General features: G+C 61.3%; 8 protein-coding genes. 1 reads left to right on the forward strand and 7 read right to left on the reverse strand.

The genetic code is table 11. The features are described from left to right. Positions 1 to 36: 36 nt before the first annotated feature. From astE to CKW32_RS19070, 7 genes are all read right to left on the reverse strand, one after another. Positions 37 to 1,041: a succinylglutamate desuccinylase gene (gene astE, locus CKW32_RS19040; RefSeq protein WP_095185701.1), complete on the reverse strand. Its 1,005-nt coding sequence runs from the start codon at positions 1,039 to 1,041 to the stop codon at positions 37 to 39. Positions 1,042 to 1,052: 11 nt separating this feature from the next. After that, on the reverse strand, positions 1,053 to 1,343 hold the full coding sequence (locus tag CKW32_RS19045) for a hypothetical protein (RefSeq protein WP_003214319.1): 291 nt from the start codon (positions 1,341 to 1,343) through the stop codon (positions 1,053 to 1,055). 24 nt (positions 1,344 to 1,367) lie between these two features. Further along, on the reverse strand, positions 1,368 to 2,714 hold the full coding sequence (gene astB / locus CKW32_RS19050) for an N-succinylarginine dihydrolase (protein WP_095185702.1): 1,347 nt from the start codon (positions 2,712 to 2,714) through the stop codon (positions 1,368 to 1,370). A gap of 94 nt (positions 2,715 to 2,808) precedes the next feature. Then, on the reverse strand, positions 2,809 to 4,278 hold the full coding sequence (gene astD / locus CKW32_RS19055; protein WP_164444890.1) for a succinylglutamate-semialdehyde dehydrogenase: 1,470 nt from the start codon (positions 4,276 to 4,278) through the stop codon (positions 2,809 to 2,811). Then, the gene (gene astA, locus CKW32_RS19060) at positions 4,275 to 5,300 is read right to left on the reverse strand and encodes an arginine N-succinyltransferase (protein WP_032886754.1); all 1,026 of its coding nucleotides are present in this window, start codon (positions 5,298 to 5,300) and stop codon (positions 4,275 to 4,277) included. Before astA ends, astD begins: the two co-directional genes overlap by 4 nt. A gap of 51 nt (positions 5,301 to 5,351) precedes the next feature. Continuing rightward, on the reverse strand, positions 5,352 to 6,371 hold the full coding sequence (aruF, locus tag CKW32_RS19065; RefSeq protein ID WP_032886753.1) for an arginine/ornithine succinyltransferase subunit alpha: 1,020 nt from the start codon (positions 6,369 to 6,371) through the stop codon (positions 5,352 to 5,354). Positions 6,372 to 6,567: 196 nt separating this feature from the next. Beyond that, positions 6,568 to 7,788: an aspartate aminotransferase family protein gene (locus tag CKW32_RS19070; protein WP_095185704.1), complete on the reverse strand. Its 1,221-nt coding sequence runs from the start codon at positions 7,786 to 7,788 to the stop codon at positions 6,568 to 6,570. A 310-nt stretch (positions 7,789 to 8,098) separates the two neighbouring features. Between CKW32_RS19070 and CKW32_RS19075 the strand changes: the two genes are divergently transcribed. After that, positions 8,099 to 14,011: a dermonecrotic toxin domain-containing protein gene (locus CKW32_RS19075; protein ID WP_095185705.1), complete on the forward strand. Its 5,913-nt coding sequence runs from the start codon at positions 8,099 to 8,101 to the stop codon at positions 14,009 to 14,011. The last annotated feature ends 2 nt before the right edge of the window (positions 14,012 to 14,013 follow it).

A 14,013-nucleotide genomic window follows, 5' to 3' on the forward strand; every position in this document is an offset into this window, starting at 1 on the left:
CCCCTCCCACATTTGCATCCGGTTACGCCTTGAGACCTATGCCAGGCCAGCGTCCGTGGTCGGCACAATCAATATCCCTGCCCGCAAACCATTCTTCACCTTAGGGTTGGGGAAGATGATGCGTGCGCCCTCCTCCTCGATCACCCAACGCGTCTTGGCCACATCTTCGGCCAGCAGATAACCCTTTTCCAATTCCGAAAAGTTTTCCACGTCAGCCGGCAAGTGCAGCAGGAATGCATCACTGTGCTTGATGACTTCACGCGACACGGCGAACAGTTTCAACCCGTCCAGGCTGTCAGTCTCAGGCTCCGTGCCTTCGATGATCTGTTTGAGGCGCAGCTCCAGGCGGGAAACATTCACCCCTTGGTTCTGCCCGAATGGCCGCGCCTTGCCCAGTTCCAGGGTGAAAGCTTCGGCGTCCAGTTGCTCGTAGGTAAACGCCGTGAAGGTGATCGACGTCTTGTTCTGCAGTAGCACCGCGTCCATGCCGGCAGCGTTCAAACGCGCCAGTTCGCGACGCGAATGCTGGCGCCCGTCTTTCCAGGGGTACAGGGCGAACTGCTCAATCTTCGAGCCGCGAATGGCGGTGTGCAAATCGTAATGCAGGCGCGAACGGTCAGGCTGGCTGAAGAAGCTACGGGCCAGTTGTTCAAGCTCGGCGGCGCGCATGGCTTCGGGGCCGATGTTTTTTTCGTGACGGCCGTTGAACAGCCGGTTGACGTCCAGTTCGAGGTAACGCTCGCCGCGGCGCATCGCCTCGGGGTTGCCGAACAGGAACAAAATACGAGTGCGGGGTTTGATCTCCCCACGGGCGATGCCATGCAACAAGCGGTCGAGCAGTTCGATCGGCGCGGTTTCGTTGCCATGGATGCCGGACGACAGCAGCAGGTCGCTGCCATTGTCCCGTGCTTCAGGAGGACGCACTTCAAGCGCGCCCTCGCTGAGCCAGCGCATCTGCACGCCGTCGACAGTCGATTGAATTTTTTGCGCCGGTTCACGACCGGCGAGGGTCAGTTCAAGCAATTTGCCGAGGGCGAGCATACGCAGCTTCCTTAGTGGTTGCAGCCTGGGCCGTGGACGTGATCGTCGTCATCACCTTCAACGTCGGCCGGTTCCATTTCCAGCTGCAGGCTCATCAGGTTGGTGGCCAGTGGGCGCATCAGCAGGTTGGCGTATTCGGCATCGCCTTCTTCGACGTCCACACCGATCAGCAGTTGGCCACGGCCGTCGTGCTGGATCCAGATTTCCTTGCCCTGCCAGACCACGGCGACGCGGGTGCAGGAGGTTTCCAGCTGGGTGCCGTCGGTGTCTTCAAGGATCAGCTTCAGGGTGTCGGTGGTCATAAAATAGTTCTCAGCCGTGCGGCGTTAATTGATCTGGAAAGGATAAACCGAGCCCAGTTTAAGGATTTGCGTCAGTTCATCCAGTGCCGTCCGGCACTCAAGCAGCAACTGCGGGTCAGCCAGGTCGGTTTCACGCAGGCTGTCGCGGTAGTGTTTGTCGACCCATTGGGTCAGCGTGTCGTACAACGGCGCGGTCATGATAACCCCTGGATTCACCGCCGCCAGTTCCGTTTCGTTCAGCGCCACGCGCAAGCGCAGGCACGCCGGGCCGCCGCCGTTCTGCATGCTCTGCTTGAGGTCGAAGACCTTCACTTCGCGGATCAGCCCACCCGCAGCGGTCAGGCCTTGCAGGTAATGCCACACGCGCTCATTGGCGCGGCACTCTTCTGGCACGATCAACAGCATCGAGCCGTCAGGTCGGGTCAGCAACTGGCTGTTGAACAGGTAGGAACGCACTGCGTCCTCGACGCTGACCTGGGCGCGCGGCACGCACACCGACTGGAAGTTGCCGCCCACTTTGCCCAACTTGCCTTGCAGTTCGGCGAGCATCTGTTCGGTATTGAGGAACGCATCCTCGTGATAGAACAGCACTTCGCCGTTGCCCACCGCGATCACGTCGTTGTGGAACACACCCGCATCAATCACGGCCGGGTTCTGCTGGGCGTAGACCACGCCGTCGTCTTTCAAACCGTGCAGACGGGCGACGGCCTGTGAGGCTTCGAGCGTCTGGCGTGCCGGGTATTTCTGGGGGGCCGGGTAACGGGGATCGAACGCGCTGCGGCCGAACACAAAAAACTCTACCCCGGCCTCGCCATATTCACGGCAAAAACGCGTGTGGTTGGCCGCGCCTTCGTCGCCGAACTGCGCCACCGCCGGCAATGCGGCGTGATGGGCAAAGTGTTTCTGGTCAGCAAACATCGCGCCCAGCACGCGGCTGGTGGTCGGGTGTTCAATGCTGCGGTGGTACTTGCAGTTGAGGTTGGCGGCGGTGAAATGCACGCGACCATCCGCCGTGTCGGCGCTCGGGCTGACCGTGGCGGCGTTGGCCACCCACATGCTCGACGCAGAGCAACTGGCGACCAACAACGGCATGGCCTGCTTGGCCGCCTGCTGGATCACCTGGGCATCGGTCCCGCTGAAGCCAAGGCTGCGCAAGGCGGCCACGTCCGGGCGCTCTTGGGGCGCGAGTACGCCTTGCACAAAGCCCATGTCCATCAGGGCTTTCATTTTTTGCAGGCCCTGCAACGCTGCTTCCTTGGGGTTGGAATGCTGCTGGCTGTTGCTCTGGGACGCGACGTTGCCGAAGGACAAACCGCCGTAGTTATGGGTCGGCCCCACTAGACCGTCAAAATTGACTTCATAGGATTTCATCGGCGAGGCTCCACGAACATCTGTTTTTATAGGCATCAAATTACTTGAATACACCACTGAACCCCTGTGTGAGGGGGCTTGCCCCCTCCCACATTTAGATCAGCGTAATGCCGGGGGTTAGCGTGGCCGGCACCACCAGGCTTGGCGTTTCAAGCGACGCCACCGGGTACGCACAATAATCCGCCGCGTAATACGCACTGGCCCGATGGTTGCCCGACGCCCCCACCCCACCGAACGGTGCGGTACTCGCAGCGCCGGTCAGTTGTTTGTTCCAGTTGACGATCCCGGCGCGGCTTTCCAGCCAAAATTGCTGGTAACGCGCCTCGGAGTCCGACAACAAACCGGCGGCCAGGCCGTACTGGGTGTTGTTGGCCTCGGCAATCGCCGCCTCAAAATCAGCGTAGCGGATCACCTGCAACAGCGGGCCGAACAGTTCTTCGTCTTCGCGCTCGGTCACACCGGTCACGTCGATGATGCCTGGGGTCAGCAACGCGGCCTGATCCTGCGGCTGGGTCATTTCCAGCAGCGCGACAGCGCCATTTGCCAGCATCAGCTCCTGGGCATCCATCAGCGCTTTCGCGGCGCCAAGGGAAATCACCGAGCCCATGAACGGCGCCGGTTGCTGGTCGAACGCACCGACTTCAATCGTCGCACTCACCGCCACCAGCCGCGCCAGCAATGCATCGCCCCAGGCGCCTTCCGGCACCAGCAGGCGACGGGCGCAGGTACAACGTTGGCCGGCAGAGATAAACGCCGACTGGATAATGGTGTAGACCGCCGCATCCACATCGGCCACTTCGTCCACCACCAGCGGGTTGTTGCCGCCCATTTCCAGGGCCAGGATTTTGTCCGGGCGTCCGGAGAACTGCTGGTGCAGGTGATTGCCGGTACGGCTCGAACCGGTAAAGAACAAACCGTCGATGCCTGGGTTGGCCGCCAACGCGATACCGGTTTCCCGCGCACCTTGCAGCAGATTCAACACACCCGCCGGCAGACCGGCTTCGATCCAGCACTGCACGGTCAGCTCGGCGACTTTGGGAGTCAACTCGCTCGGCTTGAATAGCACGGTGTTACCCGCCAACAAGGCCGGGACGATATGCCCGTTGGGCAAATGCCCAGGGAAGTTGTAAGGGCCAAACACCGCCACCACACCGTGGGGCTTGTGGCGCAACACGGCGGTGGCGTCACCCAGGGGGCCGCTCTTCTCGCCAGTACGCTCCCGGTAGCTTTGCACCGAGATCGCAATTTTGTTGGCCATGCTGGTGACTTCAGTGGCCGATTCCCACAACGGCTTGCCGGTTTCCTCACCGATGCAGCGGGCGATTTCATCGGCGCGACGTTTAAGGGTCGCGGCGAAGGTTTCCAGCACGCTGATGCGCTCTTCCAGCGAACGCTTGGCCCAGGCCGGGAACGCCTGGCGCGCGGCCTGCACAGCGGACTCGACCTGCTCGGCAGTGGCGCCGTTGCCGGCCCACAGCACGTCTTGAGTCACCGGGTTGCGTGATTCAAACAACTCACCCTGGCCAGACAGCCAGCTACCTGCGATATACAGCGAATTCATTATTTCGACTCCCGAGCAGCAGACAACGGTACAGCGCGCACTTGATCACCCACCACCAGTTGCAGGCGCTTGGCAGTCTGCGGATCGACCACCAGCGTGCCTGCCGCCAGGCGGGCCGGTGCGGCGGTGATGCGACACTCTTCGCGCTTGCGGTTATGGATCAGGAACGGCGTGGCGTCGTCCCCCGGCGTGCCGATGGCCAGCACCAGCGACTGGCTGTCGCGCACCGCACGGATTTTGCTGGTCTCACACTCCACTGCCGGGCCGGCGTCGAAGATATCGACATAGCCCTGGTAGCTGAAGCCTTCGCTCTTGAGCATGCTCAGCGCGGGTTCGGTGTCCGGATGGACCTTGCCGATCACGTTGCGCGCGTCTTCCGACAGGAAACAGCTGTACAACGGAAACTTCGGCATCAGCTCGGCGATAAACGCCTTGTTGCCCACGCCGGTGAGGTAGTCAGCCTGGCTGAATTCCATCTTGAAGAAGTGACGACCCAAGCTTTCCCAGAACGGCGAACGCCCGGCATCGTTAGACACGCCGCGCATCTCGGCAATGATCTTGTTGCCGAACAACTGCGGAAACTCAGCGATAAACAACATGCGCGCCTTGGCCAACATGCGGCCGTTGAGGCCGTTGCGGTAGTCGGCGTGCAGGAACAACGAGCACAACTCGGAATTGCCGGTGAGGTCGTTGGCCAGGAACAGCGTCGGAATCTCGCGGTAAATGTTCAGTTCCTGGGAGGCGCTGACGGTCAGGCCCACCCGGAAGTTATACCAAGGCTCACGCAGGCCAACGGCGCCAGCGATGGCGGAAATCCCCACCACTCGGCCTTCGTCGTTTTCCAGCACGAACAGGTAGTCCGCATCGCCACGCCCGGCGTCGCCGCGAAAGGTTTTTTCCGCCCAGCCAACCCGATGGGTCAGGCGCTCTTCGTTGGCCGGCAAGGTCGTGAGGCCGGTGCCGGTGCTGCGCGCCAGATCAATCAGGGCCGGTAAATCGCTGCTGCGTACGGGACGAACGATCATGCTATCTCCTCAGACGGGCCGCTGTTGTCAGCCACCCGCGAAACTCAGTCTTTATACCGCTACCAAGCGCACACTCGCGCCTTCGCCAACGCCCAGGGCTTCGGCAGTTGCCAAGTCCAGGGTCACCGGTTTGCCGGGCGCGTAGTCCAGCTCCAGCATCACCGCACGGTAATCCTGCAACTGCGCGTTGCTCACCAGGTATTGGCGGCCGACACCCTTGACCATCTCGCCGATCTTCACCGGAACCACGCGGCTCTGGGCAATAGAGCGAATCCCCGAAACCCGTGCATGCAGCGTGGGGCCGCCATCGAAGATGTCGATGTAATGGTCGGTCTCGAAGCCCTCGCGCATCAGGATGTCGAAGGTAATCTGCGCACGCGGGTGCACCTGGCCCATGGCTTCCTGGGCTTCGTCCGGCAACAGCGGTACGTAGATTGGGTAGTGCGGCATCAGCTCGGCGAGGAACGTACGGCTTTTCAGCCCGCACAGACGCTCGGCGGCGGCGTAGTTGAGGTCGAAGAAGTTACGGCCGATGGCATCCCAGAACGGCGAATCACCGTTCTCGTCGCTGTAGCCGACAATCTCGGTCACCACCGAGTCGGCAAAGCGCTCGGGGTGGCTGGCGACGAACAGCAGGCGGCCACGGGAATTGAGTTCCGACCACGGCGAACCGACCAGCTCGGGCACCACGTAGAAACTGGTGAGCAGGCTGTTGCCGGTGAGGTCGTGGCACTGGGAAAGCACGTGGATCTTGTTGTGGATCTTCAGCTCGCGCGAGGCGTGCACGAAGGTCTCGTTACGAAAACTGTAGAAAGGCTCCGAGTAGCCGGCCGACGCGACGATGGCCGAGCAACCGGCGAGCTTGCCGGTCTCGGTGTCTTCGAGCACGAAGAAATAGCTTTCTTCACCGTTGAAACTTACCTCGGCCGCGAAGGACGCTTCGCTGGCGGCGATCTTGTCGCTGAGGCGTTCCACATCATCCGGCAAGGAGGTGACACCAATCGGGCTGTCCGCAGCCAGACGCTGTACCTCGCCCAGATCAGCCATTTGCGCGGGGCGCATCACCAGCATGGTGTCACTCCTTAACTCTAAAACTCATAGGGGAAAATTACCGGACATAGCTGGAACAACCATATTTCAATGTGGGAGGGGGCTTACCCCCGATAGCGGTTTATCAGTCACCGGATGTATCAACTGACAGACTGCTATCGGGGGCAAGCCCCCTCCCACATTTTTGACCCAGTCCGGCCGGCAGAAGGTGTAGTTATCAGGCTTGTGTCAGGGTTTTTACTGCACGTTCGAAGCGATCCAGGCCTTCGTTGATGTCCGCTTCTTCCACCACCAGGCTCGGCGCGAAACGCACCACGTCCGGACCGGCTTGCAGGATCATCAGGTTTTCTTTCTCGGCCGCGTTGAACACGTCCTTGGCCTTGCCTTTAAACGCATCACTCAATACGCAACCGATCAGCAGGCCCATGCCACGCACTTCGGTGAAGATGCCGTACTGCTTGCCGATCTGTTCCAGGCGCGCCTTGAACTGGTTGTGTTTGGCGTTGACGCCGGCCAGCACCTCAGGGGTGTTGATCACGTCGATGACCGCTTCGGCCACCGCACACGCCAGCGGGTTACCGCCGTAAGTGGTGCCGTGGGTGCCGACCACCAGGTGCTTGGCCAGGTCTTCGCGGGTGAGCATCGCCGCGATCGGGAAACCGCCGCCCAGGCTCTTGGCGCTGGTGAGGATGTCCGGCGTCACACCGTAGTGCTGGTAGGCAAACAGGTGGCCGCTACGGCCCATGCCAGTCTGCACTTCGTCGAACACCAGCAGCGCATTGTTGGCGTCGCACAGTTCGCGGGCGCCTTGCAGGTAAGCCAACTCGGCCGGCAGTACGCCGCCTTCGCCCTGGATCGGTTCGAGCACCACGGCGCAGGTCTTGTCCGACACGGCGGCTTTCAGCGCAGCCAAGTCGTTATAAGGAACGTGGGTGATGCCGGTGATTTTAGGACCGAAGCCATCGGAATACTTCGACTGACCACCAACGTTGACGGTGAACAAGGTACGGCCGTGGAAGCTGTTCAGCGCGGCAATGATCTCGTACTTCTCGGTACCGAAACGGTCGAACGCCACGCGACGGGCCAGCTTGAACGCGGCCTCGTTGGCTTCGGCGCCGGAGTTACAGAAGAACACGCGCTCGGCAAAGGTGGCGTCGATCAGCTTATGGGCCAGGCGCAGGGCCGGCTCATTGGTGAACACATTGGAGACATGCCACAGCTTGTTAGCCTGTTCGGTCAACGCACCGACCAGCGCCGGGTGGGCGTGGCCCAACACGTTGACCGCGATGCCGCCGGCAAAGTCGATCAGCTCGCGACCCGCCTGGTCCCACACACGGGAGCCTGCGCCACGCACGGGGATGAATGCGGCAGGTGCGTAGTTGGGAACCATGACCTGGTCGAAATCGGCACGTTGCACCGGGGCTTGCTCAACGGACATCGGAGTCTCCTGAAGAGGAACGCCTGCCTGGAACTGGCGGGCGATGCAGGGATTGTAAGGACAGTTTTCAGAGCGGCCTTGCCGCCAAGCGACAACTTCTTATAGCGCCAACCCGCGTTTTCAGCGGGTTTACGCCAATGCGACAAATAGCGTCGCAAAGGCGCAGTTTAAACCGTGCGCAGGCCTCGTGGGCAGGGGATGACAGGATCTTCGCAAATCAGCCCCAGCGCGCTGCGCTAACTGTCTACCGCCCAACGACAAGCCTGCGCTGTTTTGCTGAGCCTCCTCAAAAGCCATCAAGGAACGGCCCATGGCGCAGCATCCTGAAACCCAGACACCACACCTCGACATTCTCCGCGACGCTATCCCTCCTTGGTTGGGCACGGCCAGTGCCGCCAAGCGCGTGGCGTTGAAAGCCTGCACGCCGTTGATTGCCGACTGGTATACCCGTGCAACCGAGTCGCAACATGCACAGCTCAAAGAACTCAACGCCGCCGCCTGGACCGCGCAGAACCTCGTGGACAAGGCTCTGGCGGCACTGAAAAGCCCGGAGCAGTTCGGCGCCGAACGCCTGCACGCGGCACTCAAGGACGAGTTCGGCATCGACACTGATGTGCGCACCACCTACCTGCAACTGTACGTCCCGTTGACCGTCGTCGGTTTTACCGTCAAGCAGGGCGCGGCCAGAACCTGGTCGGTCTCACTGCTGGAAGCGGCGCTGCACAACTTCGAAACCGACGAGACCTACGCGCAGCACTCGGGCTTCAGCACGCAACCCACGGCCACAGGGCAGTTCAGCCCCCTCCCCGACCTCGACGCGAAGATCAGCGTCGCGCAATTCACCCAACTCTGCCGGCGCCTGGATATCGGCGGCCAATACCAACGCTACCTGGACGAGTACCTCGACCTGGGCAACCCCGTGGCGCGCAACGCCCTGGAGCACTGGCTCAAACAAAGCCACTTGGGCGCGCTGAAATTCGCTCTGTACATGGCCTTGCTCAAGGACGAGCTGCCCGCCGCCAGCCACACCGCGGTACTCAATCTGATCGAAAACGGCGACGCCACGCACAACGGCTGCCCACCGCTGATGGCCCATGATTTATTCATCATGGATTGTCGCCTCACTGGCGTGGTGCTGTTCGCTCCGGATCTGGAGAACAGTCGCGATACAGCCCCGCTGATCGCCTATATCCCCGACGATCCGCAACACCCGATCAAACACTACCCCAGCAGTGCCGCGTTCATGCAGAGCCTGGTCGCCCGGCTGCGCTCGAAGGACTTTCAAGGGTTCTTCAGCCGTTTTGTCCGCCATGAAGACGCTGCGGTGTTCTTCGCCAACCTCAATCAACGCCTCAACCAAGTCACCTGGCATGCGCATAAACAGGGCGATCCACTGCCCAGTTGGCGTGACACCCCGACCCAGAGCCCCCAGCTGCAATTTCGCAGCCTCAGGATCAACGGTGACCTCTTCGCGCATCTATTCCAGATGCACCTGAGCAAGCTGCTGGCAGACGCGCAGAGCCGCGCGGTCTCCACCGCCAAGGTCGACCAGAACGCACGTTGGGAACGCTGGGAGTTCCTGAAAAAAATCGGCGATACCCTGCTGCAGATCGTTGCCTTCGTGGCACTGCCGTTCGTGCCGCCGCTGGGCGCACTGATGCTGGCGTATACCGCCTATCAGGTGCTCGACGAGGCCTTCGAAGGCATCATCGACTGGGCTGAGGGCCTGCGACATGAAGCCCTGGGCCATGCTTTGGGCCTGCTGGAGCAGATGGTCCAACTGGGCCTGTTCGCCACCGGATTGCCCATCATCGAAGGACTGGTGCGCGAAGCATTGCCCGCGCAGCTGCTGGCCTTCATCGAGCGCTTGCAACCGGTCAAACGGCCCAACAGTCAGCGCCGTCTGTGGCAACCCGACCTCAGCCCCTATCGACAGGAGGTGACACTGCCCGCCGAGGCACGCCCGGACGCGCAAGGCCTGCACCTGCACGCAGACAAAAACATCCTTAGCCTCAATGGCGAGCGCTATCACGTGCAGAAAGACGCCGGCCGCTATTTCATCCAGCACCCCACGCGACCTTCGGCTTACCGTCCGGCCGTGATGACCAACGGACAGGGCGCCTGGGTCACCGAGCTGGAAAACCCCTTGAGCTGGGATAGCACTACGCTGATGCGCCGCCTCGGTTACCAGACCGATTCATTGAGCGACGCGCAATTAGCGCAGGTCCGCGACTGCAGCGCTACCCATGACAACACGTTGCGCAAAACGCACAGCACCCAGCAGCCGCCACCACCGCTACTGGCCGACACCCTCAAGCGCTTCAAGATCGACCAGCAGTTGCAGGAGTTTGTGACACAGATGAACAGCGACGACCCGGCGATCTACGCCAAGGCCGATTCGCAGACCCAATTGCAGTTGCTGATCAGCTATGGCCTGTGGCCCTCCGGCAAGACCTTGCGGGTGGTGGATGCCAGCGGCAACACCCTGTGGGAGTTCCTCGGAGAATCCGGGGCCAGCACTGTGCAGGTACTTGAGGAGCAATTGCGCAACGGCGACCTGCTGCCCACCCTGATCGACAGCCTGAATGAGCCGGAGCGCAAGGAACTACTGGAAGAAGAATTCGGCCTGCCTCCCGCCTCCAGCCGCACCCGCGCAGCCGCTTTGCGCAAGAAACTTGCGCGTATTGCCCAGGACAAGCGCTTCTCACTGTTCGACTCACGCTACCGCGGCCAGGACCGCACCAGCGACCCACGTGTGCAAAAGCTCATCGACAGTGCCTCGCGCCCCGGCCTGCCGACGCCGGTTGCCGAGGAGTTACTGGCCGGTGCCAGTGGCGAGGAGCTCAAGTCGATCGACGCTGGCAACGTACCGACGCGCCTGACCGAACTGGCCGAATGGTCGTTGCATGAAGTGCGCACCACACGCGCCTATGAAGGCCTGTATCTGGACGCTGTGGAAAATCCGGACACTTGCCGGCTGGCGCTGCATTCGCTGGAAAACCTCAATGGCTGGCCCGAGTGGATTCGTCTGGAACTGCGCCAATACCGCGCTGACGGCGAGTTGCTCGACGCCATCGGGCCTACTTACGCGCCGACCAAACGTACGCTGGTGGCCACACCGGACGGCCAATTCATCCCCGAGAACGGCCAGACCGCACTGTTTGGCAGCACCGACTTCTTCACCGCCGTCCTGCAGGCCCTGCCTGACAGTGCGCGCAATGCGCTGCAACTTCATATCGGCCAGGGCCCACGCCTCAAGCAGGCGATCGGCGATGCCCCGGTGGATCGCCCTACCTTGCGCGACATATTAAAGAGCGACCCGCACAACAAACCCAGCTACGACCCCAATGTCATGCGTTTGCGCGGCGGCATGGACGGTTACCCGCCAGCCATTCCCGAGGTGCCGGGACCCAGCCGCGGCCCCTCGCTCGAACAACAGCTGCAGACGCTGCGCCCGCAACTGTCGCGTGCAAGAATCCGCGACATGATCGCCGCCCTGCAAAACACCCCCGGCGGTGCACAACTGGCCTTAACCCGGTTGCGCAACGAATACATCCAACTGGACCTGAACCTGGTGGTATGGGAATCCCAGACACCCCGTGTACACCCCACAACCGGCGCTACGCTGAGCGCGCTCCAATATGAATACCTGCGGCGCGACCGCAATTTGTTCGCCCACCAACTACGGCGAGCCTGGCGCCAGGAAACCGAGCTCGATAACTTCTATGAGCCGCCAGCCATCAACGGTCATATCCTGCGACTGTCAGCCCCCCTGCTGGGTGAGTTGCCCACCCTGAGTGCACGCTTCGAACATGTCTCTCACCTGGAATTGCAGGGTGCGCACCAACGCATGGAAATCGACGGATTCCTGCAGCTTTTTCCAAGCTTGCGTCGGCTGAACATCCGCAATCTTGCCGTGGACGAACTGCCGCCCAGCCTGGCCTCGATGAACACGCTCAACGAATTGATCCTGAGTAGCTGCAACATCCGCCTCACCGAGCAAAGCCATGCGGTCATCAACAACATGACGCGCCTGTTGACCCTTGACCTGTACAACAACCCCCTGACGCTGACTCCCAATGTGGAACAGATGCCGCAGTTGCAATACCTGGACCTGGCCAACACCGACATCGAGCAACTGCCCGAAGGATTGCTAAGTCGCAGCCACCTGACGCTGGCGATGCTGTCCAATAACAGGATCAGCGAGTTGCCTGCCGCCCTGTTCGATTTGCCCGTCGACATCACTCGGCATTTCGACCTGTCCAACAACCCGTTGTCCGAGCCGACACTGGAGCGCGTCAAAGCCTACTTCCAGCGTACCCAACACTACTTGGAAGCGATCCCGGCCAGGGTCGACGCGGAGCAGGCCAAAAGACTGTTCCCCTCGTTCAACGGTGACCAAATCAACCGCTTCATTTTTGGCCTGCCAGGGGACCTGGCAGCCGGTCGCGTCGAGATGAGTCGGCTGGAGAACGAATTTCCCACCATCCGTCAGGATTGCCTTGGCTGGGCCAACGACAGCAGCGTCACCGCCGAGGAACAAGCCCTGCGCCACCGATTTATCGCTGCCCTTGAGGCAGGCTGGCGACGCGATATCACCTCGGGCGATGTCAACTTCGGGCTGCCGATGCTCAGCTACGAATTCAGCCTTTTCCTCCCGGTGAGCGGCGATTTGCCCGCCCTGCGCACCTCGTTCAATCATGTGTCCGTGCTCGCCTTAAAGGGCTTGGGCTCACCGTTGGGTCTGGATGCGTTCCTGCGCAGTTTCCCGGCGCTGACTGCGCTGCATATCGAAAACTATGCACTGAGTGAACTGCCGCGACTCGGCCACCTGCCAAACCTGTCGTACCTGGTGCTGGACCGCTGCACGCTGCAATTGTCGCCATCCGCGCAGCAAGCCTTGCAGGGCATGCGTGAACTCAAGCACCTGAACCTCGATAACAACCCGCTGGCGCGACTGCCGGATTTCAACCAGTTGCCCAACCTGGTCAGCCTGTCACTGCGTAACACTGGCTTGAGCGAACTGCCCCGCTCGCTGATTCAGCCAGCGGTATTGCGTGCCCGCGTGGACTTGAGCCAGAACGCTTTGCGCGAGCTGCCTGAAGAGGCCTTCGAACTGCCGCGGGCGGCCAGCAACGCATTCGACCTGTCGGCCAACCCGCTGTCGCCCTCGACCTTGCACGCGATCAAGCGCTATTGCCAAGCCAAGGGCGAACACTGGAATGCCAGCATTCCCGATGCACAATTGCAGCGCATCAACGCGCTCTACCCCAGCCTCACGGAGCGAGATACCAAGCGCATCTTTTTTGAGCTACCCGGCGAACTGGAGGAAGCCGACGCGCAAATCAGCCGCCTGAGTGCCGAATACGAGCGGCTCGACAGCGACCTGGAGGAATGGGTACTCAACGTCCCCGCCATGGACCAACTGGCCAACCCCCTGCTGATCGAAAATGCCCGCGCCGAGGAGCAGGTGCGTCGCCTGGCATTCAAGGAATTGATACTGCGCTGCTGGCGCAGAGAAACCGATCTGGATGAAAACGAATGGCCCGCCCGAAACACTCACAAGCTGATCTTCAACGGCCAGCTTTCCGGAGATCTGCCAGCCCTGAATGCGCGCCTGGAACATGTGACGCTGATGGAACTGACGGGCGACAAGCGCCATGTTCGCGTAGGCGAATTCCTGCAGGCGTTCCCAAACCTGACTGCGCTGACAGTGGAGCAGCACGCCCTGCAGCGGATTCCAGACCGGGTGTTCGAACTCAAGCAATTGCGCCTGCTCAAGCTCAGCAATAACCAGATCCGCCTGACGCCGAACAGCATCGAGCAGCTATCACGCCTGACGGAGCTCACTTACTTGGATCTGAGCGACAACACCCTCACCCAAGCGCCGGACCTGCGCAACATGACGCGACTGACGATGGTGTACCTGCACAACTGCAGGCTGCGCGACATACCCACGGGGATCTTCAGCCTACCGCGCCTGCGGGCCGTAGACCTGAGCGACAACCTGATCGAGCACTTGCCGGACGACCTGCTGGGAATGCCACTGCCGCTCGACGATGACTCGGATGTGAGCGGCAACCCCCTGTCTCCCGAAAGCCTGACGATCTTGCGTACCTATTACCGGCAGACGGGCTATGAGTTGGGGGTGGAGGAAGCGACATACGACGAAAACATGGAGGACATAACCCCGCCCGGCACACCGGAACCCATGGAGGAGTGAGA

Origin of the sequence: Pseudomonas sp. Irchel 3H9 (assembly GCF_900187495.1) — a bacterium.
In the GTDB taxonomy this organism is placed as follows: domain Bacteria; phylum Pseudomonadota; class Gammaproteobacteria; order Pseudomonadales; family Pseudomonadaceae; genus Aquipseudomonas; species Aquipseudomonas sivasensis.